This window comes from Blastococcus aurantiacus, assembly GCF_900102425.1.
Lineage (GTDB): Bacteria > Actinomycetota > Actinomycetes > Mycobacteriales > Geodermatophilaceae > Blastococcus > Blastococcus aurantiacus.
In genome coordinates this window covers 97,914-119,069 of sequence record NZ_FNBT01000004.1, presented here as the reverse complement: position 1 = coordinate 119,069, position 21,156 = coordinate 97,914, and the positions used below count along the sequence as shown (strand labels likewise).

At 73.0% G+C, this 21,156-nt stretch carries 17 protein-coding genes; 8 read left to right on the top strand and 9 right to left on the bottom strand.

The window, feature by feature from the left end; genetic code table 11:
- Nucleotides 1-49: 49 nt before the first annotated feature.
- The 5 genes from rpmA to BLS70_RS09265 form a co-directional block, all read right to left on the bottom strand.
- Nucleotides 50-307 carry a 50S ribosomal protein L27 gene (gene rpmA, locus BLS70_RS09285; RefSeq protein ID WP_091766387.1) on the bottom strand — a complete coding sequence of 86 codons (258 nt, stop codon included), beginning with the start codon at nt 305-307 and terminating at the stop codon, nt 50-52.
- Nucleotides 308-314: 7 nt separating this feature from the next.
- On the bottom strand, nt 315-626 hold the full coding sequence (rplU, locus tag BLS70_RS09280) for a 50S ribosomal protein L21 (protein WP_091766384.1): 312 nt from the start codon (nt 624-626) through the stop codon (nt 315-317).
- A 218-nt stretch (nt 627-844) separates the two neighbouring features.
- Nucleotides 845-3,871 (bottom strand): Rne/Rng family ribonuclease, encoded by a 3,027-nt coding sequence (locus BLS70_RS09275; protein WP_218122353.1) that lies wholly within the window; start codon nt 3,869-3,871, stop codon nt 845-847.
- 294 nt (nt 3,872-4,165) lie between these two features.
- Nucleotides 4,166-4,933, bottom strand: coding sequence for a TIGR03936 family radical SAM-associated protein (locus BLS70_RS09270; protein WP_091766380.1), 768 nt, complete (start codon nt 4,931-4,933; stop codon nt 4,166-4,168).
- The gene (locus BLS70_RS09265) at nt 4,933-6,876 is read right to left on the bottom strand and encodes a TIGR03960 family B12-binding radical SAM protein (protein WP_091766377.1); all 1,944 of its coding nucleotides are present in this window, start codon (nt 6,874-6,876) and stop codon (nt 4,933-4,935) included. Before BLS70_RS09265 ends, BLS70_RS09270 begins: the two co-directional genes overlap by 1 nt.
- A gap of 103 nt (nt 6,877-6,979) precedes the next feature.
- Here BLS70_RS09265 and BLS70_RS09260 point away from each other — a divergent pair, with 103 nt between their 5' ends.
- Complete coding sequence (locus BLS70_RS09260) at nt 6,980-7,246, top strand: helix-turn-helix transcriptional regulator (RefSeq protein WP_091766374.1); 267 nt, start codon at nt 6,980-6,982, stop codon at nt 7,244-7,246.
- Complete coding sequence (locus tag BLS70_RS09255) at nt 7,243-7,749, top strand: hypothetical protein (RefSeq protein WP_091766371.1); 507 nt, start codon at nt 7,243-7,245, stop codon at nt 7,747-7,749. Before BLS70_RS09260 ends, BLS70_RS09255 begins: the two co-directional genes overlap by 4 nt.
- 71 nt (nt 7,750-7,820) lie before the next feature.
- Here BLS70_RS09255 and ndk read toward each other — a convergent pair whose 3' ends face one another.
- Complete coding sequence (ndk, locus tag BLS70_RS09250; protein ID WP_091766368.1) at nt 7,821-8,243, bottom strand: nucleoside-diphosphate kinase; 423 nt, start codon at nt 8,241-8,243, stop codon at nt 7,821-7,823.
- 191 nt (nt 8,244-8,434) lie between these two features.
- On the opposite strand from ndk, the gene BLS70_RS09245 reads away from it, so the two are divergent.
- Together BLS70_RS09245 and BLS70_RS09240 are read left to right on the top strand one after the other, a co-directional pair.
- Entirely contained in the window at nt 8,435-10,396 is a 1,962-nt protein-coding gene (locus tag BLS70_RS09245; RefSeq protein ID WP_176946348.1) for a S8 family serine peptidase, read from the top strand.
- A gap of 142 nt (nt 10,397-10,538) precedes the next feature.
- A complete protein-coding gene (locus BLS70_RS09240) occupies nt 10,539-13,532 on the top strand; it encodes a fibronectin type III domain-containing protein (protein WP_143030379.1) in 2,994 nt (997 codons plus the stop codon).
- A gap of 19 nt (nt 13,533-13,551) precedes the next feature.
- Here the strand turns inward: BLS70_RS09240 and BLS70_RS09235 are convergent, their stop codons facing one another.
- The gene (locus BLS70_RS09235) at nt 13,552-13,950 is read right to left on the bottom strand and encodes a DUF4233 domain-containing protein (protein ID WP_091766359.1); all 399 of its coding nucleotides are present in this window, start codon (nt 13,948-13,950) and stop codon (nt 13,552-13,554) included.
- A complete protein-coding gene (locus BLS70_RS09230; RefSeq protein WP_091766356.1) occupies nt 13,947-15,302 on the bottom strand; it encodes a bifunctional folylpolyglutamate synthase/dihydrofolate synthase in 1,356 nt (451 codons plus the stop codon). Before BLS70_RS09230 ends, BLS70_RS09235 begins: the two co-directional genes overlap by 4 nt.
- 42 nt (nt 15,303-15,344) lie before the next feature.
- Here BLS70_RS09230 and valS point away from each other — a divergent pair, with 42 nt between their 5' ends.
- The 4 genes from valS to BLS70_RS09210 all read left to right on the top strand — a co-directional run bounded on the left by valS (nt 15,345) and on the right by BLS70_RS09210 (nt 19,685).
- Nucleotides 15,345-17,930, top strand: a complete 2,586-nt coding sequence (gene valS / locus BLS70_RS09225) for a valine--tRNA ligase (RefSeq protein ID WP_091766353.1) — start codon at nt 15,345-15,347, stop codon at nt 17,928-17,930.
- A gap of 131 nt (nt 17,931-18,061) precedes the next feature.
- The gene (locus tag BLS70_RS09220; RefSeq protein ID WP_143030378.1) at nt 18,062-18,652 is read left to right on the top strand and encodes a nucleoside/nucleotide kinase family protein; all 591 of its coding nucleotides are present in this window, start codon (nt 18,062-18,064) and stop codon (nt 18,650-18,652) included.
- A 107-nt stretch (nt 18,653-18,759) separates the two neighbouring features.
- Nucleotides 18,760-19,029, top strand: a complete 270-nt coding sequence (locus BLS70_RS09215) for a hypothetical protein (protein ID WP_143030377.1) — start codon at nt 18,760-18,762, stop codon at nt 19,027-19,029.
- A gap of 41 nt (nt 19,030-19,070) precedes the next feature.
- A complete protein-coding gene (locus tag BLS70_RS09210; RefSeq protein WP_255362388.1) occupies nt 19,071-19,685 on the top strand; it encodes an endonuclease domain-containing protein in 615 nt (204 codons plus the stop codon).
- A 161-nt stretch (nt 19,686-19,846) separates the two neighbouring features.
- On the opposite strand, the gene clpX is transcribed toward BLS70_RS09210, so the two are convergent.
- Nucleotides 19,847-21,121 (bottom strand): ATP-dependent Clp protease ATP-binding subunit ClpX, encoded by a 1,275-nt coding sequence (gene clpX, locus BLS70_RS09205; RefSeq protein ID WP_040336989.1) that lies wholly within the window; start codon nt 21,119-21,121, stop codon nt 19,847-19,849.
- Between the last annotated feature and the right edge of the window lie 35 nt (nt 21,122-21,156).

Genomic DNA, 21,156 nt, shown 5'->3' with positions numbered 1-21,156 from the left:
TGCTGCGACCCCGGAGGATCGCTCCCCTACCGGAGCAGGGGGAAGAGCTTCAGGCGTCGACGGCCGAGATCGAGATCGTCTTCCGCCCACGGCGCATGCCGAAGGTGACCGCACCGGGAGCGAGCGCGAACAGCGTGTCGTCGCTGCCGCGGCCGACGCCCAGGCCCGGGTGGAAGTGGGTGCCGCGCTGGCGCACGATGATCTCGCCGGCCTTGACGACCTGGCCGCCGAAGCGCTTCACGCCGAGGCGCTGGGCGTTCGAGTCGCGACCGTTGCGGGACGACGATGCGCCCTTCTTGTGTGCCATGTCGAGGTCAGCCCTTCGAGATGTCGCGGACCACGACGCTGGTCAGGGGCTGACGGTGCCCCTGCCGCTTGTGGTAGCCGGTCTTGTTCTTGAACTTGTGGATGCGGATCTTCGGGCCCTTGCCGTGCTCGACGATCTCGCCGGTCACGGTCACCTTGGCCAGGGCCGCGGCGTCGCTGGTGACGGCGTCGCCGTCGACCAGCAGGATCGCCGGCAGGGCGACGGTGTCGCCGGCCGCACCCGCCAGGCGGTTGATCGTGAACGTGTCGCCCACGGCCACCTTGTGCTGGCTGCCACCGGCCTTCACCACTGCGTACACCACTGACTCCTCGTTAGCTCGCTTGTGTCCAGCTGTCGGTCCGGCGCGCACGACCGAGCGGGCGCCGGAGCTGGACGGGTTGCGGACGCCTGACCCGGCGGCACCCGAGGGCGCCCGCGCGGTGGCGATGCAACCCGACCAGCGTACCTGAGCCTGACGGCCCCGTCGCAGGGTCCCACCGTGAGCTTGCGAACGGTGGGGGGCGACGGGGCCGTTCCTCAGACGACGGGCGGTCCGGCCGGCCGGCTCGCCGCCCGGCGACGGCGCGGACGCCCCGCCGGAGCAGCCGGTGCGGCCGGCTCGGTCGGTGCGCTCTCGGCGGCAGCCGCCTCGACGGCGGCCACCTCCACTGCCGCGATCTCCGGGCCGGCCTCGATCTCCGGCTCCTCGATCGGGACCTCGTCGGTCGCGACGTCCTCGGCGGCGGGCTCCGGCGCCTGCTCGACGGCCGGCTCGGCCACCGCGAGCGGCGGCACGACCACGACGTCCGTGGACTCGCGCGGCGGCGTGGCGGGGCCCGCCTCGGCGTCCGCGTTCACTGGGGCGACGTCCTCGACCGGCACGACGTCGGCGGCCTCGGCGTCGTCGCCGCCGGTGCCCGCCAGGACGGCGGCGTCCGCGGCGGCACGCTCCTCGCCCGACTGCCCCCGGTTGCGCCGGCCGCGGTTGCGCCGTCCGCCGCTGCGGGTGCCCTCGGGCGTCTCGCCGTCGGCCTCGGCGGCCGGCTCGGCGGGCGCGCTCTCGATCGTGGCCGGCTGCTCCGTGGCGGAGTCGTCCCGGCCGCCGCCGTCGCCCTTGCCGGAGCGGTCCCGGCGGCCACCGCCGGAGTTGCCACCGCCGGAGTTGCCACCGCCGGAGTTGCCACCACCGGAGTTGCCGCCACCGGAGTTGCCGCCACCGGAGCCGTTCCCGCTGCGACGCTTCTCGTCCACCGGATCGGTGCTGATGAGGACACCGCGGCCGCGGCAGTGCTCGCAGGTCTCGGAGAACACCTCGAGCAGGCCCTGGCCGACCCGCTTGCGGGTCATCTGGACCAGGCCCAGCGAGGTGACCTCGGCGACCTGGTGCTTGGTGCGATCCCGGCCCAGGCACTCGGTGAGCCGCCGCAGCACGAGGTCGCGGTTGCTCTCGAGCACCATGTCGATGAAGTCGATGACGATGATGCCGCCGATGTCGCGCAGCCGGAGCTGGCGGACGATCTCCTCCGCCGCCTCCATGTTGTTGCGCGTGACGGTCTGCTCGAGGTTGCCCCCGGAGCCGACGAACTTGCCGGTGTTCACGTCGACCACGGTCATGGCCTCGGTGCGGTCGATGACCAGCGAGCCGCCGGAGGGCAGCCACACCTTGCGGTCCAGCGCCTTGGCCAGCTGCTCGTCGATGCGCAGGTCGTGGAAGACGTCGCCCTGACCGGTGTAGCGCGACAGCCGCGAGCTGAGCTCCGGCGACACGTGCCCGACGTAGGCCTCGACGGTGTCCCACGCGTCGTCGCCCTGGACGACGAGGTCCTTGAAGTCCTCGTTGAAGACGTCGCGGATCACGCGGATGGCGAGGTCCGGCTCGCCGTAGAGCAGCGTCGGCGCGTTCGAGGTCGACTCCGCCTTCTGCGAGATGACCTCCCACTGCGCCTTGAGCCGGTTGACGTCGCGGGTGAGCTCCTCCTCCGAGGCGCCCTCCGCTGCCGTCCGGATGATCACGCCGGCGTCCTCGGGGACGATCCGCTTGAGGATGTCCTTGAGCCGCTGGCGCTCGGTGTCGGGCAGCTTGCGGCTGATCCCGGTCATCGAGCCGCCGGGCACGTAGACCAGGAAGCGGCCGGGCAGGTTGATCTGCTGGGTGAGCCGGGCGCCCTTGTGGCCGATCGGGTCCTTGGTGACCTGCACCAGCACCTTGTCGCCGGACTTCATCGCGGTCTCGATGGAGCGCTGCTTGCCCGACAGGCCCGCGGCGTCCCAGTTCACCTCACCGGCGTAGAGGACGGCGTTGCGCCCCTTGCCGATGTCGATGAAGGCGGCCTCCATGCTCGGCAGCACGTTCTGCACGCGGCCGAGGTACACGTTGCCGGCGAACGAGGTGGCCTGCGCCTGGGTCACGTAGTGCTCGACGAGCACGTCGTCCTCGAGGACGGCGATCTGCGTGCGCTCGCCCCGCTGGCGGATGACCATCTTGCGGTCGACCGCCTCGCGCCGGGCGAGGAACTCGCTCTCGGTGAGGATCGGCGCGCGCCGGCGGCCGGTGTCGCGGCCGTCGCGACGACGCTGGCGCTTGGCCTCCAGGCGGGTGGACCCGGCGACCCCGCGGACGTCGTCGTCGCTGGTCGTGCGGCCGTTGCGGCCGGCCCGCTCCGGGCGGTCGTCGTCGTCGGTGTCGTCGGAAGCGTCCTCACCGGCACTGCCGCTGCGACGGCGGCGACGGCGGCGACGGCGGGTGCTCGACCCGCCGGAGGCCTCGTCGGAGTCACCGTCGGTCTCGTCGTCGTCCCCGTCGGCGGAGTCGTCGTCGGTCTCGGTGTCGGCGACCGGCGACTGCTCGCCGTTCTCGTCCTCGGCGTCGCCGGCGTCCTCACCGGTGCGGCCACGGCCACGGCCCCGGCGCCCGCGGCGACGGCGGCGGCTGCCCGTGCCGTCGCCGGAGTCCCCGTCGTCGTCGACGGCACCGGTCTCGTCGTCGGTGTCCTCGTCCTCGATGGGCTCGACGTCCTCGACGGGTGCTGCGGCGGGACGGCGGCGCGAGCGCTGGCGGCCACGCGCCGGCTCGGCCTCCTCGGCGGGCACCTCGGGCGCCTCGGCCTCGTCCGGCTCGATCTCGGGCGACTCCGCCGGGCGGCGGCTGCGGCGGCGCGGGGCCGGCGGCGCGTCGACGGGCGGGGCCATGAAGCTGACGAAGGCGGGAACCGCTGCGGCGGGCGCCGCCGGGGTCACCGGCTCCACCGCGTCGGGGTCGGGGGCCGCGGCCGGCCGGGTGGCGCGGCGGCGGGGACGGGCGACCACCGCGGTCGGCTCCGGGGAGCTGAACTGGGCGCCGAAGCGCGAGCCGACCGGCTCGGGCTCGGCGTCCGTCGGCGCCTCGGGCTCGGGCTGCGGCTCGGCAGGGGGCTCCCCCGCCGTGGCGTCGTCCGCCTCCTCGTCCGGGTCCTCCGGGACCGAGGAGTCCTCGGACACCGCGGGAACCTCGGTCACCGTGTCGTCGGGCCGGGGACCGGTGGGGGTCTCGTCGGCGGTGGGGGTGCTGTTGTCGGTATCGGCCACGAGAAGTCTCGTCTCCTCATGTGCTCCCGGGCGCCGATCGGATGACTGGCGGCCGCACAGGAGCACGGTTGGGGCGGGGCGGGCGGTCGCACGGGGTACGGCGACCGGCTCGTCCTGCGAAGTCTGGGGCGACTCCCGCGCGACGGTTGCCGCGGCGGGGAGCCGGACTGCTGTGGTGCGCGCACCCGGTGGGGCTGGATGCGGTGGTGCGGGTCGTGCGGTGGTCTCGGTGTGCGGCACGTCTGGCAGCCGTGTCGCGGGCGACGGTGTGCGAGCCCCGTGGGCCTCCGCCGGTCAGACCGTCGCGTGCGCCTCCTGGTCGGGGGCTCCCGCGGTGCGGTCCGGATCGAGCGGATCGGCCACGGTCCCGGTGTCGTCGAGCCGGCCCTGCGCCTCACGCACGGCCCGGGGGGGCAACGGCGGGTGCAGGTCGGCGACGGCAGCCAGGGCGGCCAACACGTCGTCCGGTCGAACGGCGGGCGTTCCCTGCCGGACGACCACGTGCAGTATGGCACAACCTGCCCCTGCGGACGCCGACGCGCTGACCACCGAGGGGCGCGCATCGATGTCCTTGAGGCCGTTCTTGGTGCGCTTGGCGACGACCACGACGTCCCGCCCCAGCAGCTCCTCGACCGCCGGCCGGAGCTCCTCCAGCGTCATCCCGGGGAGCTCCACGCGCCAGACCGAGGTGTCGATCCGGTCGGCCAGGGAACCAGTCCCCTCCCCCGCCTCCACGCACTCCAGGACGGCGACGTCCTCGGGCAGGGCGGCGTCCAGAGCCGCGCGGACGGCCTCCGGGTCGCACCGGACCGATAGGCCGATCTCGACGTACTCCGCCTCGCTGGCCGCACCTGTGGGGGCGGCGCCGAGGTAGGAGATCTTCGGGTGGGGGCTGAAGCCGGCCGAGAACGCCATCGGCACCTGGGCGCGGCGCAGCGCACGCTCCAGCGCGCGGGCGAGGTCCCGGTGCGAGGCGAAGCGCAGGCGGCCGCGCTTCGCGTACCGGATGCGCAGCTTTTGGACCGTCGGCGGCGGGGGCGGCCCGTCGGGCTGGCGGGCCATCAGACGACGGTGAGCGGGAGCAGGCTGCGGCCGGTGGGGCCGATCTGAATCTCGGTGCCCATGGTCGGGCACACCCCGCAGTCGTAGCAGGGGGTCCACCGGCAGTCGGCGACCTCCTCCTCGGACAGGGCGTCCTGCCAGTCGTCCCAGAGCCACTCCTTGTCCAGCCCGGAGTCCAGGTGGTCCCAGGGCAGGATCTCGTGCTCGGTGCGCTCGCGGGTCGTGTACCAGTCGAGGCCGACGCCGAAGGGCGCCAGCTCCTCGGTCGCGGCGGCCACCCAGCGGTCGTAGGAGAAGTGCTCGCTCCAGCCGTCGAACTTGCCGCCCTCGCGCCACACGCGCTCGATGACCCGGCCGACGCGGCGGTCGCCTCGGGAGAGCAGGCCTTCGATCACGCCGGGCTTGCCGTCGTGGTAGCGCAGGCCGATGGAGCGGCCGATGCGCCGGTCCTCGTTGATCTTCGTCCGGAGCACCCGCAGCCGGTGGTCGATCGTCTCGGCGCTGGCCTGGGCGGCCCATTGGAACGGGGTGTGCGGCTTGGGCACGAACCCACCGATGGAGACGGTGCAGCGGATGTCCTTGCGGCCGCTGGCCTCGCGGCCGGCGCGGATGACCTCGACCGCCAGGTCGGCGATCTCGAGGACGTCCTCGTCGGTCTCCGTGGGCAGACCGCACATGAAGTAGAGCTTCACCTGGGTCCAGCCGTTGGCGTACGCGGTGGTCACCGTGCGGACGAGGTCCTCCTTGGACACCGTCTTGTTGATGACCCGGCGGATCCGCTCGCTGCCGCCCTCGGGGGCGAAGGTGAGCCCCGACCGCCGACCGTTGCGGGACAGCTCGTTGGCCAGCGTGACGTTGAAGGCGTCGACGCGGGTGCTGGGCAGGCTCAGGCCGGTGTTGGTGCCCTCGTAGCGGTCGGCGAGCTCCTTGGCCAACTGGCCGATCTCGGAGTGGTCGGCGCTGGAGAGGCTCAGCAGGCCGACCTCCTCGTAGCCGGTCGCCTTGAGGCCCTGCTCGACCATCGAGCCGATCCCGGTGATCGTCCGCTCGCGCACCGGGCGGGTGATCATCCCGGCCTGGCAGAAGCGGCAGCCCCGTGTGCAGCCGCGGAAGATCTCCACGCTCATCCGCTCGTGCACGCTCTCGGCCAGCGGGACCAGGGGCTGCTTCGGGTAGGGCCACTCGTCGAGGTCCATGACGGTGCGCTTGCCGACCTTCGCCGGGACGTCGTCCCGGGTGGGGGCGACGCTCGCGATTGCGCCGTCGTCGGCGTAGGAGACCGCGTAGAAGCGCGGCACGTAGACGCCGTCGACCCGCGCCAGCCGGGCCAGCAGCTCCTCGCGGCCACCGGGGCGGCCCTGGGCCTTCCACGCCTTCACGACGTCGGTGATGTCGCCGACGGCCTGCTCGCCGTCGCCCAGCACCGCGCAGTCGACGAAGTCGGCGACCGGCTCGGGGTTGAAGGCGGCGTGCCCACCGGCGACGACCACGGGGTGGCTCTCGTCGCGGGCGATGGCGTGCAGCGGGATGCCGGCCAGGTCCAGCGCCTCGAGCAGGTTCGTGTACCCGAGCTCGGTGGCGAAGCTGACGCCGAGGACGTCGAAGTCGGTGACCGCGCGGTGGCCGTCGACGGTGAACTGCGGCACCCCGTTGGCGCGCATGAGGGCCGCGAGGTCGGGCCACACCGCGTACGTGCGCTCGGCGAGGGCGTCGGCCCGCTCGTTGAGCACCTCGTAGAGGATCATCAGGCCCTGGTTGGGCAGCCCGACCTCGTAGGCGTCCGGGTACATCAGCGCCCAGTGGACGGCGGCCGCGTCCCAGGGCTTCACCTGGGCGTTGAGCTCACCGCCCACGTACTGGATGGGCTTCTGGATCTGGGCCAGCAGCGGCTCGAGTCGCGGGTAGAGCGACTCGCCGGCGGTCGTGCGGAGCTCTGCAGTCATGACCGGTCCAGGGTAGCCGCCGGGTCGGGCGGCCCGGGGTGCCCCGACGGCAGACTCGTCGTCGTTTGACATCGTTCGTAGTACCAATGCTACGTTCGATCGCATGGGACGACAGCCGAAGTCCGAGGCGGACCGCGTGCACGACCGCATCGCCGTGCTGCGGGCCGACCGCGGGGTGAGCCGCCGGGAACTGGCCGACGCCGTGGGCGTCCACCCGCAGACCATCGGCTACCTGGAGCGCGGCGAGTACGCCCCATCCCTCGCGCTGGCCCTGCGCATCGCCCGCTTCTTCGACCTGCCGATCGAGGCGATCTTCTCCCTCGACCCGCTGCCCTCACTCAGCTCCGAGCTCCTCAGGAGGACGCCATGAGCACGACGCCGACCCAGACCTACCTGGCCCGCACCTTCGACGACGAGCGCTACGCGTGGGCCCGGCACCCGCGAGTACGCCGGCGCGCCGTGGTTGCCGAGGCCGCGCTCCTGGTGGCCCTGATCACTGCCACCCTCGTGGCCGGCTCCACCGACGAGGGGTGGTCGACGTGGTTCTTCGTCGCCTGGACGGTGGGGATGCTCGGGTTCATCCCGCTGCACTCGCTGCTCAACCTCGGCATTCGCGGCGTCCTCGACCGTGACAAGCGATCGCTGGACGAGCACCAGCGGCGACTGGGCGAGCGGTCGCACAGCGCTATGAGCTGGCCGGCCGCGGCGCTCACCTTCGCGGCGGTCGCCGGTGCGGTCGCCGTCGTCGCCCTCACCGAGCACGTCCCGCTGGCGCTCTGCCTCGGGTTCCTGCTGTGGTTCACCAGCGGCTTGCTGACCTACTGGCACCTGGCCTGGACGTCGCCCGAGGAGCCCGCGGATCTCGACGCCTGACCCGCCCTGGCATGGGAGCCGATACACCTGCGCCGGGCGCCCGGACGGGTGTATCGCTTCTCATGCCTCGGTCAGCCGAGGTCGGGGAAGAACAGGCCGATCTCGCGGGCGGCGGACTCCGGCGAGTCCGAGCCGTGCACGATGTTGTTCTGCACCTCGAGGGCGAAGTCGCCGCGGATCGTGCCGGGGCCGGCCTTCACCGGGTCGGTGGCGCCGGCGAGGGCCCGGAACGCCTCGATGGCCCGCGGCCCCTCGACCACCAGTGCCATCAGCGGGCCGCTGGTGATGAACTCGACCAGCGAGCCGAAGAACGGCCGCTCGCGGTGCTCGGCGTAGTGCGTCTCGGCGGTCTCGGCCGTCAGCGTGCGGAGCTCGGCGGCGACGAGGCGTAGCCCCTTGCGCTCGAGCCGCGTGATCACCTCGCCGACGAGGCCACGGGCGACGCCATCGGGCTTGACGAGGACGAGGGTGCGTTCGGGCGTGGGTGCGGACACGGCTGCGGAGCTTACGTGTCCCGGGGTGGGGTCCCGCGTCCCGGCAGGGTGTCCCCCGTGCGGGGGATCCAGCCGGAGGTGGTTCCGCCCGATGAGAACCCGTGCGAACCGGATCCCGACGGCTACTGACCGTCTCTGCTGCCTCCCTCGTCCTCGTGTGCTCCGCCGGCCCTGCGACGGCCGAGGAGCCCGTGAGCGACGAGGTGACCGACCTCCCTGCCGTGCTCGTGGACGAGCTCGCGCCGGCCGAGCAGCAGACCCTCACCGACCTGACCGAGGGAGAGGGCGTCCAGCTGGAGGCGTTCGTGGCGACGCCCGACGGTCCGGAGATCGTCACCCTCGAGGCCGGCGGACGTTCCGACGCCACGGCCGCCGTGCAGCTCCTCGAGCGACAGGCCTCGGTCGAGGCGGCGGACCTGAGCGTCGTGGCGCGGGCCACGGCGGGTGAGTTCGAGCAGTGGGGCAACGTCGCCATCCGGTCGGACGCGGCCCGGGCCGAGGTCCCCAGGGGCGCGCTGGCCGACGTCGTCGTCGCCGTGCTGGACACGGGGGTGGCGCCGCACGAGGAGCTGGCCGGCTCCCTCCTCCCCGGCAAGAACTTCACCGACTCCCCCGGCGGGGCCACCGACGACCGCCACGGTCACGGCACCCACGTCGCCGGGACCGTCGCCGCGGACGCCGGCTCGAAGGTCGAAGGCGTCGCGGTGGGCGCCAAGGTGCTCCCGGTCAAGGTCCTCGCCGACGGGGGCTCCGGCTCGTCCGCGTGGATCAGCGGCGGCATCATCTGGGCCGCCGACCAGGGCGCGGACGTCATCAACATGTCCCTCGGCGGCCAGCACAGCTCGACCGTCTACAACCAGGCGATCTCCTACGCCCGTTCGAAGGGCGCCACCGTGGTGGCCGCCGCGGGCAACGACAACACGTCGGCGACCTTCATGCCGGCGGCCGCACCCGGCGTCATCGGCGTGGCCGCCACCGACGAGTTCGCCGAGAAGGCCTGGTTCTCGAACTACGGCAGCTACGTCGACGTCTCCGCCCCGGGTGAGTTCATCCTCTCCACGTCTCCCGAGTACGGGTACGTCTACATGAGCGGCACCTCCATGGCCGCCCCGCACGTGGCCGGCGTGGTGGCGTTGATGGAGGCGGCAGCCCCGGCGATCACGCCGGACCAGGTCGAGCAGGCGCTCACCGCGTCGGCCACCGACCTCGGAGCCGCTGGTCGGGACGACGTGTTCGGCCACGGGCAGGTCGACGCCGTCCGAGCGGTCCGCGGTGCGAAGGCGCTGGCCGGGCCGGCCAACCGGGCCCCGGTCGCCGGTGCCGATTCGTTCTCGCTGCCCGCCGACCCGGGCACCCGCACGCTCGCGGTCACGGCGAACGACACCGACGCCGACGGCGACCCGCTGCGGATCGTCTCCGCCACCCAGGGTGCCAAGGGCCAGGTCGGGACCACCGCCACGTCGCTTACCTACACCCCGACGCGGTCCGGGCCCTTCGTCGACACCGTCACCTACACGGTGAGCGACGGGCGCGGCGGCACCGCCGTCGGATCCGTGACGGTCTCGGTCGCCGGACCGGTCGTGCGCAAGCCCTCGGCGCCGCGGGTCGGCACGCCGACCGCCCTTGCGGCCGGGGTGCGGCTGTCCTGGTCCGCGCCCGCGGACAACGGTGGGGCGGCGATCGCCAGCTACCGGGTGACCGCCTACCGCGGCACCGTACCGGTGAAGTCCGTCGTGGTCAGCGGCCGGACGACCACGGCCACCGTCACCGGCCTCACCAACGGGACCGCCTACCGGTTCGCCGTCACGGCCGCGAACTCCGCGGGCACCGGCCCCTCGTCGGCGCAGGTCTCCGCCACCCCCCGCACCACCCCGGGCGCTCCGAGGATCACCTCGGTGGCGGCCCAGGTGAAGGCCGTCGCGGTGCGCTGGGCCAAGCCGGCCAGCACAGGCGGCGCACCGGTCACCGGCTACCTCGTCCGGGCGTACTCGGGCGGGAAGCTGGTGAGGACCGTCAACGCCTCGGCCACGGCGACGTCCGTGAGCGTCTCGGGGCTGGCATCGGGCAGGAGCTACACGTTCCGCGTGCTGGCGAAGAACGCCGCCGGCACCGGTGGCACCTCCGCCGCCAGCGCGGTCGTGCGCGCGCGCTGACGGTTCCCGCCGACGGGGCGGCCGCCCATCCGGCGGCCGCCCCGTCGGCGTCGTCCCAGGCAGGCCCGGACGCTACGTCACTCGGCCGGGCGGCTGCCCTTCAGACAGCCGTGCTCCGAGCCGATACGAGCGTGTGATCCCGATGCGTACCGCAAGCGTCCTGAGCGGCGCAGTCCTCGCCGCGCTCGTCGTCCTGCCCATGGCCCCGGCTGTGGCGGACGAGCCCCGGACGACCATCGACGTCCTCAAGCAGGTCGACGGCGAGTACGTCGTGGAGACCGTCACGGTCCCGGCGGTGACCGCCGAGGCGACCGCCGACCAGCTCGAGGCGACTCCCGAGGTCGTGGCGGCGAGCCCGTCGGTCACCTACCAGGTAGAGGCGGGCTACGACCCCTTCTGGGACACCACGGACCCGCAGGCCACGAGCGCGGTCAAGGACGTCTGGCCCCGCACCCGCGGCGAGGGGCAGATCGTCGCTGTGCTCGACACCGCATCCGCGATCGACCACCCGGATCTCGTGGGCGCAGCGTTGCCGGGCATCGACCTGGCCACCGGAGCCGAGGACCCGTGGCACGGGTACGGCGTGGCCGGCATCGTCGCCGCACGTGCCGACAACGGCATCGGCTCTGCCGGGATGGCACCCGGGTCCAGGATCCTGCCGGTCCGCGTCTGCGGATCCTCCGGGTGCGAATCCGCCTCGGTGGCGCGCGGCATCCTGTGGGCGGCCGACCGCGGCGCCGACGTCATCAACATGTCCCTGGCCGGGGCCGGCTCCTCCGACGTGACCGCCGCGGCGATCCGGTACGCGCTCGACAAGAACATCTCCGTCGTCGCCTCCTCGGGCAACGACGGCCTCAACGGCAACCCGGTCATGTACCCGGCAGCCGACAGCGGCGTCATCGCGGTCTCCTCGACCGATCCAGGGGGCGCCCCCTCGGACTGGGCGGTGCACGGTTGGCAGGTCGACGTCTCCACCGTCGGCGACAGCGTCCTGCTCACCCACCCCGGAGGCGGGTACGCCGTCGGGAGCGGGACGTCGTTCTCCGGTCCCGCGGTCGCCGGCGCCGTGGCCCTGCTCCGCGCAGCGCACCCGGGCATCGGCACCGAGGACGTCCAGGCCGCCCTCCAGGCGGGAGCCGAGAACGGCAACTGGAACCGCGCGTACGGCGCGGGCCGGCTCGTCGTGCCCGCGGCCATGGAGGCCGCTGACCGGGCGCCGGTGGACGTCGTCGTGACGCCCGGCCCCCAGCAGATCGCCGTCAGCTGGCCGGCGGCGCCCGGAGCCACCCACTACACCGTGCGCGTCGACGGAGCAGTCCGGGCGGTCGTCACCGGCACGACGACCACGATCGCGGGTCTGACCGACGGCAACCAGGTGGCCGTCGACGTCCAGCCGGACGACGGCCCGCGGAGCCGACCGGTCCTCGCCAGCGTCGGAGCCCCGGTGGCCGGAACGCCCGTCCTCCACTCGGTGAGCCTCCGAGGGACCGCGTCGTCCGCCGTCCTCGACCTGTCGGCGACCGTCCCCGGCTCCGGCACCGGCCGGATCAGCATCCTCCGCGACGGCATCTCGATCGGGCAGGTCGCCTTCCCGTTCGGGACGGCGACCGCGAAGAGCATCGGGATCGGCGCGATGCCCACGCTCGAGACGCGGTGGTCCGTCCGCGCTGTGTACGACTACGGCCGGTCGTCCGCGGCATCCAACGTGCTGAACACGGGCTCCGGTCGACCAGCCCCGCCGTCCGCGGTCACCGGGCTGACCGGTCAGCTGGACGGCGACCAGGTCCGCCTCACCTGGGACGACCTCGGCACCGCCTACAGCTACCGGCTGAGCGTCGACGGGACCACCGTGGCCACCCCCGTGACCGCCGGCGCGATCGCGTCCGCCCCGCCGCCCGGTGCAGCCCACACCTACTCGGTCTCGGCCGTGGACGCATGGGGGCAGACCGGCCCGGCCGCGAACACCCGACTGGCAGGTCCCGTCGTCCTGCCCAGCGCACCGGTGATCGGCACAGCCACCGCGGGCGACGCATCCGCCACGGTCCGGTGGACGCCGCCGACCAGCGACGGCGGCGCACCGGTCCTCGGCTACACCGTGCGCGCCTACCGCGACGACGCTCTCGTGCAGACCGTCAGCGCGCCGGGGGACGCCTCCAGCCGCACGGTCACCGGCCTGACGAACGGGCAGCAGCACACCTTCACCGTGACCGCGCGCACCAGCGCCGGCGAGGGCGCCGCCTCAGCGCTGAGCGCCCCGGTCACCCCGGTCGCGGCCGACCGTGCCGGTCCGCCGTCGGCCCCCCTGGTCGGCACGCCGACGGCGCTGTCCACGGCTGTGCGGTTGTCCTGGGCGGCACCCGCGGACGACGGCGGGGCCCCGATCGCCATGTACCGGGTGTCCGCCTATCGCGGCACGACCCTGGTCACGTCCCTGGACGTCGACGGCTCGACGACCACCGTGACGGTCACCGGCCTGGCCAACGGGACCGCCTACCGGTTCGTCGTCACGGCATACAACACGGCCGGCCCCAGCCCGTCGTCGACGCCGGTCACCGCGACACCCCGCACCACGCCGAGCGCACCGAGGATCGCCTCCATCACCGCCCGGTCGAAGGCCGTCGACGTCCGCTGGGCCAGGCCTGCGAGCACGGGAGGCGCGCCCGTCACCGGTTACGTCGTCCGCGCCTACGCCGGCAGGACGCTGGTCAGAAGCGTCACCGCCGGCGGCTCGGCAACGGCCGTCACGGTCACCGGCCTGACGAACGGCACCGCCTACCGGATCGCTGTCACGGCCGTGAACGCGGCCGGCTCCGGCCCCGCGTCCGCAACGGTCACGGCCACGCCCCGGACCACGCCGGGCGCACCGAGGATCACCTCGGTCACCGCCCAGGTGAAGGCCGTCGCGGTCCGCTGGGCCAGGCCGGCCAGCACCGGCGGCGCGCCCGTCACCGGCTACGTCGTCCGGGCGTACTCGGGCGGGAAACTGGTCAAGAGCGTCAGCGTCTCGGCCTCGGCGACGTCGGTGACGGTCCCCGGGCTGGCGTCCGACAAGCGCTACACGTTCCGCGTGGTCGCGAAGAACGTCGCCGGCCTCGGGGCGCCCTCGGCGACCAGCCCGGTGGTGCGCACGCGCTGACCGCCGGCAGGGCGGCCACCTAAGTGGTGGCCGCCCCGTCGGCGTCGTCCGGACCCGGCACCGTGACCGGGCCGAACATCGAACCGAGCAGCTCCTTGCGGATCTGCAGCAGGTACAGCCAGATCAGGACGAAGGCCCCGCCGACGAACCACATCGCACCGGTCATCAGGCCGGTCGCGAGCAGCGGCACCTGGAGCGCGGTGCCGATGACCAGGCCGCGCTCGCGGCGCTGGATGCCGCTGGCCAGGACCAGCAGCAGCGCCAGCACGAGCAGGACGGTCAGCCGGAACGCGCCGAGCCCCTCGGTCGGGGCGATGCCGCGGGGCACGAAGAGGACGGCGATGCCCTCCAGCACGAGGATTGCGGCAGCCGCCCCGCCCAGGGCCCGGCCGGCGCGGACCGGGTCGGTGGCCCTCACGGACGGCGTCCCGACAGGAGCGTGCGAGCCTCCCCGGCGGTGATCACGCTGCCGGTGACCAGGACGCCCGAGCCGCCGAGCGCGTTGTCCGGACCCGCCTCGGCCAGCTCGATGGCCTCGGAGATCGCCTCGCCGAGCCGCGGCGAGACGCTCACCCGGTCGGCGCCGAAGACGTCGACGGCCAGCGCGCCCAGCTCGTCGGCGGGCAGCGCGCGCTCCGAGGAGTTCTGCGTGACCACCAGCTCGGCGCAGATCTCCTCCAGCGCAGCGAGCATCCCGGCGACGTCCTTGCCACGGACCGCGCCGACCACCCCGACCAGGCGGGTGAAGTCGAAGGACTCGCGGATCGCCTCGACCGTCGCCGTCATGCCGGCCGGGTTGTGCGCGGCGTCGATGAGCACCGTGGGGCTCGTGCGCACCTTCTCGAGGCGGCCAGGTGAGCGGACGGCGCCGAACGCGGCCCGGACCGTCTCCTGCTCGATCGGCCCGGTGGCCGCCCCCGCGCCCAGGAACGCCTCGACGGCGGCCAGCGCGGTCGCCGCGTTCTGCGCCTGATGGGCGCCGAACAGCGGCAGGTAGACCTCGTCGTACTCGCCACCCAGGCCCTGCAGGCGCACCTGCTGGCCGCCGAGGGCGACCCGGCGCTCCAGGACGCCGAACTCGGTGCCCTCCCGGGCGACGACGACGTCCACCTCGACGGCCCGGCGGATCAGCGCGTCGAGGGCACCAGGCTGCTGGTGGGCGAGCACCGCGATCGAGTCGGCCTTGATGATCCCGGCCTTCTCCCCCGCGATCGTGGCGACGTCGTTCCCGAGGTACTCGGCGTGGTCCATCGCCACAGGGGTGACGACGGCGACCCGCGCGTCCGCGACAGTGGTGGCGTCCCACGTGCCACCCATGCCCACCTCGATGACGGCGACGTCGACCGGCGCGTCGGCGAACAGCGCGTACGCCATGCCGACCATCACCTCGAAGAAGCTCATCGGGTGCTCGCCCGCGGCATCCACCATCTGCACGTAGGGCGCGATGTCGTCGTAGGTCTCGACGAAGCGCTCCGCGCCCACCGGCTCGCCGTCGAGGACGATCCGCTCCCGCATCGACTCCAGGTGCGGGCTGGTGAAGCGGCCGACGCGCAGCCCGAACCCGCGGAGCAGCTCGTCGATCATCCGCGCCGTCGTCGTCTTGCCGTTGGTGCCGGCCACCTGGATCACCGGCATCGCCCGGTGCGGGGAGCCGAGGAGGTCGACCAGCGCGCTGATGCGGGTCAGGGAGGGCTCGAGCCGGCTCTCCGGCCAGCGGGCCAGCAGCTCTCGCTCGACCCGGGCAAGCTCACCGGTGCTGCTGCTGCTCATCCTGCTCAGGATGCCAGTCGACAGGTTCCTAGACTGAGGCACATGGTTCCCGACATCGCGACCCCGGCCACTCCTGCCCCGGCTGCGACCGTCGACGTACCCGAGAAGCCGACGATCGACGGGCTCGAGGACAAGTGGGTCCAGCGCTGGGCCGCCGAGGACACCTACGCGTTCGACCGCGCGTCCGCGCTCCAGGCGCCGCGCGAGCAGATCTACTCGATCGACACCCCCCCGCCGACGGCCTCGGGCTCCCTGCACGTCGGGCACGTGTTCAGCTACACCCACACCGACTTCGTCGCCCGCTTCCAGCGCATGCGCGGCAAGCACGTCTTCTACCCGATGGGCTGGGACGACAACGGCCTGCCCACCGAGCGCCGGGTGCAGAACTACTACGGCGTCCGGTGCGACCCCTCGCTCCCCTACGACCCCTCGTTCGAGCCGCCCGCGAAGCCGGGCAAGGACCAGCTGCCCATCTCCCGCCGCAACTTCGTCGAGCTGTGCATGCAGCTGACCGAGGAGGACGAGGCCGAGTTCGAGAAGCTGTGGCGCCGGGTCGGGCTCTCGGTGGACTGGTCCAACGTCTACCGGACGATCTCCGAGGTCTCCCGCGCGACCGCGCAGAAGATGTTCCTCAACAACCTGGCCCGCGGCGAGGCCTACGCGCAGGAGGCCCCGACCCTCTGGGACGTCACCTTCCGCACCGCCGTCGCGCAGGCCGAGCTGGAGGACCGGGAGCGCCCCGGCGCCTACCACCGCATCTCGTTCTCCTCGGCGGACGGCCCGGTCTTCATCGAGACCACCCGTCCCGAACTGCTGCCGGCCTGCGTCGCCCTGGTGGCGCACCCGGACGACGAGCGCTACCAGCCGCTGTTCGGGAAGACGGTGACGACGCCGCTGTTCGGCGTCGAGGTGCCGGTCGTGGCCCACCGCCTGGCGGAGCCCACCAAGGGCTCCGGCATCGCGATGATCTGCACCTTCGGCGACCTGAATGACGTCACGTGGTGGCGAGAGCTGCAGCTGCCCACCCGCGCCATCGTGGGCTGGGACGGCCGACTGCTCCCCGACGCGCCCGCCGGCGTCCCCGCCGAGCCGTACGCGGAGCTGGCCGGCAAAACCGTGTTCAGCGCCCAGCAGCGCATCGTCGAGCTGCTCCGGGAGTCCGGTGACCTGGAGGGCGACCCGAAGCCGATCACCCACCCGGTGAAGTTCTTCGAGAAGGGCGAGCGCCCGCTGGAGATCGTCACCACGCGCCAGTGGTACATCCGCAACGGCGGTCGGGACGCCGACCTGCGCGAGGCCCTCGTCGCCCGCGGCCGGGAGATCCAGTGGGTGCCCGAGCACATGCGGCACCGCTACGACAACTGGGTCGAGGGCCTCAACGGCGACTGGTTGATCAGCCGCCAGCGCTTCTTCGGCGTCCCGTTCCCGGTCTGGTACCGGCTCGACGAGGCCGGCGAGCCCGACTACTCCGCGCCGCTGCTGGCGCCCGAGGAGTCGCTGCCGGTCGACCCGTCCTCCGACGTCCCGCCGGGGTTCACCGAGGACCAGCGCGGCGTGCCCGGCGGCTTCATGGCCGACCCCGACGTCATGGACACCTGGGCGACGTCGTCGCTGTCGCCGCAGGTGGCGTCGGGCTGGGGCACCGACCCGGAGCTCTTCGGCGCGGTCTTCCCCATGGACCTGCGGCCGCAGGCGCACGACATCATCCGGACCTGGCTGTTCTCCACCGTGGTCCGCTCGCACTACGAGTTCGGCGCGGTGCCGTGGTCGCACGCGGCGATCTCCGGGTTCGTCGTCGACCCCGACCGCAAGAAGATGTCGAAGTCCAAGGGCAACGCGACGACGCCGATCGACGTCCTCGAGCGCTACGGCACGGACGCCGTGCGCTGGCGGGCCGCCGGTGCGCGCCCCGGTGCGGACTCGCCGTTCGACGAGACGCAGATGAAGGTCGGCCGGCGGCTGGCGATGAAGATCCTCAACGTCGGGAAGTTCGTGCTGGGGCTGGGCGCCTCGGCGTCCTCCACCGCCGAGCAGGTGACCGAGCCGATCGACCTCGCGCTGCTTACCGCGCTCGCCCGGGTGGTCGACGAGGCGACGGCGGCCATGGAGGCCTACAACTACACCCGCGCGCTCGAGGTCAGCGAGACGTTCTTCTGGTCGTTCTGCGACGACTACGTGGAGCTGGTGAAGTCGCGCGCCTACGGCTCCGGGCCCGAGGCCGCCTCGGCGCAGGCGGCGCTGGCGGTGGCGCTCGAGGTGCAGTTGCGGCTGTTCGCGCCGGTGCTGCCGTTCGTCACCGAGGAGGTCTGGTCCTGGTGGCAGGCCGGCTCGGTGCACCGTGCCGCGTGGCCGGTCGCCTCCGACCTGCCCGCGACCGGTGACCCGGCCGTGGTGACGGCGACCGCCGCCGCGCTGGCCGGGGTGCGCAAGGCCAAGTCCGACGCCAAGGTCTCCATGCGCGCCGACGTCGAGACCGCGACGGTGACCGCACCCGCGGCGCAGGTGCCGCTGATCGAGGCGGGGCGGGGCGACCTGGTCGACGCGGGCCGCATCGCGACGCTGGTCGTCGAGCCCGGCGACGGCGAACTGACCGTCGACGTCGTCCTCGCACCCCCCGCCGACGCCTGACCTGACCGTTGCACCCCGGCGACCCACTCCCGGCCACTCCGTGGGCCGCCGGGGTTCAACGCTCCGCAGTCAGCGCTGCGTTGTTCGCGGATCTGGCCGGGCGGGTTCCCGACCGCCGTGACGCCCGCGTGGTGGTCGCAGTCGACGGGGTGGACGGCTCAGGCAAGACAGTCTTCGCCGATCAGCTCGCCGCCGCGATCGACGCGACCGGCCGACCGGTGATCCGGGCGAGCGTGGACGACTTCCACCACGCGCGGGCGGAGCGCTACCGCCGCGGCCGCACCTCGCCGGAGGGCTTCTGGCTGGACTCCTACGACTACGCCGCCCTGGGCCGGGAGCTGCTCGACCCGCTCCGTGACGGTGCGCCCGTCCGCCTGCGCTGGCACGACCTGGCCGCCGACCGTCATGTCGACGAACCGCCGGCCCCCACGCCACCCCGCGCGGTCGTCGTGATCGACGGAATCTTCCTGCACCGGGACGAGCTGGCCGGCCGGTGGGGCCTCTCGGTCTGGCTGGACGTGCCCTTCGCGGTCACCGCGGCGCGGATGGCGCTCCGCGACGGCTCCCCCGCGCACCCGGGCCACCCGGCGATGCGGCGCTACGTGGGTGGGCAGCTGCTCTACTTCGCCGCCTGCGCGCCGTGGGAGCGCGCCGACCTCGTCGTCGACAACACCGACTGGACGACACCACGCCTCGTGAGGCGACCGACCTCCGACCGCTGAACCTGGACGGCCCACAATCGCGCTTGCTCTGGGCCACCCGGGTCCAACGGTCCGCGCCGTCCACAGGCCGTCTGCGGTTCGTGCCCCCGATCGGCGAGCCTGTGCGCGTGCTCCGCCCGGTCGACGTCCTCCACCCGCACGGCGTCGCGCGTCGCGCGGACGTAGTCGCGGCCACCAGCACCAGCACCGTGGGTCGCTGGCTGGCCCGTGGCGACCTGCAGGTGGTGGCGCCCGGCGTGGTGGCGCTGCCAGACCGTGTCGCGCGGTGGGTGGATCGCGCGCGGGCGGCGACGCTGTACGCGGACGCCCCGCTCAGCCACCTGTCCGCGCTCACGGCTGCCGGGCTCGTGCGCCCTACCGCGGGGCCCTGCACGTGACGGTGGGCCTCGAGCGCTGTCTGCGCGACGGTCAGGACGTGATGGTCCACCGCTCCGGGCGGCAGCTCGAGACGATCCGCTGCGACGGCCTCGAGATCATCGAGCCAGCGCGGAGTCTGGTGGATGCGTGGTCGTGGGCCTGGTCACCGGTCCGCAACGCGCGCGCCCGCTCCGAGCGGCCCCTCGTGCGTCAGGCGGTCATCGAGGCGGTGCGGACACGGGCGGTCCGGGCGTCGGCGGTCCGGCGTGAGTCGCGCCGGGCCGCGCGCCACGCCGGACGCTCAGAACTCGCCGCCCTGCTGGAGCTCGTGGAGCGCGTGTGCCAGAGCGAGCTGGAGGTCTTCGGCGTGCTCCACGTGCTCCCGGCCCCACCCGCGGTGCCTGCCTACATCCAGCAGCACCGGATCGCCCTGCCGGACAGCCGCTACGCCGAGCTGGACGTGGCGTGGCCCGATGCCCAGGTGGCCGTGGAACTCGACGGCGCCGCCTTCCACGGCAGCCGCGAGGCCCGCGAGCGCGACCTGCGCCGCGACAGCGCGCTGGCCGCGGTGGGCTGGGTGGTGCTGCGGTTCAGCTACGACCGGCTCATCAGCGAGCCGGCGGAGTGCCGGCGCGAGATCGAGGCCGTCGTCCGCCATCGGCTCACCGACCGGTGAACCCGGGCAACCCGAGAAGGCGGCCGGTCCGGGCCGTGCGGGTTCAACAGTGCGGATGGGGCCGGCACGCGAACGGCCCGCCCCCGGGTGGGGACGGGCCGTCGGGCCCCCTGCAGGGTCCCGCCGCGAGCGTGCGAGTGGCGGGGGGCAGTGGGTGTTTTTCAGGCGGACTTCTCGCGACGCTCGCGGGTGGGCTTGCGCGGCACGATGGTCGGGTTCACGTGCTCCAGCACGACCTCCTTGGTGATCACCACGGAGGCGACGTCCTCACGGCTGGGGATGTCGTACATGACCGACTGGAGCACCTCCTCCATGATCGCGCGGAGCCCGCGGGCGCCGGTGCCACGGAGGATGGCCTGGTCGGCGATCGCCTCGAGCGCGTCGTCGGTGAACTCCAGCTCGACTCCGTCGAGCTCGAACAGCTTCCGGTACTGGCGCACCAGGGCGTTCTTCGGCTCGGTGAGGATGTTGATCAGGGCCTCCCGGTCGAGCTTCTGCACGCTCGTGATGACCGGCAGACGCCCGATGAACTCGGGGATCATGCCGAACTTCAGCAGGTCCTCGGGCATGACCTCGGCGAAGGCGTTGGCCTCGGCGATCTCGGCCTTGCCGCGGACCTCGGCGCCGAAGCCGATGCCCTGCTTGCTGGTCCGCGCCTCGATGACCTTGTCCAGGCCGGCGAACGCGCCACCCACGATGAACAGCACGTTCGTCGTGTCGATCTGGATGAACTCCTGGTGCGGGTGCTTGCGGCCGCCCTGCGGGGGCACCGACGCCGTCGTCCCCTCGAGGATCTTCAGCAGCGCCTGCTGCACGCCCTCACCGGAGACGTCGCGGGTGATCGACGGGTTCTCGCTCTTGCGGGCGATCTTGTCGACCTCGTCGATGTAGATGATGCCGGTCTCGGCGCGCTTCACGTCGTAGTCGGCGGCCTGGATCAGCTTGAGCAGGATGTTCTCGACATCCTCGCCGACGTAGCCGGCCTCGGTCAGCGCCGTGGCATCGGCGATCGCGAACGGGACGTTGAGCATCCGAGCGAGGGTCTGCGCCAGGTGGGTCTTGCCGCACCCGGTCGGGCCCATCAGCAGGATGTTGGACTTGGCCAGCTCGACGCTGTCCTCGCGGGAGGCGCGGTCACCGCCGGCCTGGATGCGCTTGTAGTGGTTGTAGACGGCCACCGAGAGCGTGCGCTTGGCCTGGTCCTGACCGATGACGTACTGCTCCAGGAAATCGTGGATCTCCTTGGGCTTGGGCAGCTCGTCGAACTTCAGGTCCGAGGACTCCGAGAGCTCTTCCTCGATGATCTCGTTGCAGAGGTCGATGCACTCGTCGCAGATGTAGACCCCGGGGCCCGCGATGAGCTTCTTGACCTGCTTCTGGCTCTTCCCGCAGAAGGAGCACTTGAGCAGGTCACCGCTCTCACCGATTCGTGCCACCTGCTGACCTCCGGTTCGGATTCGCAGCCCTGGAG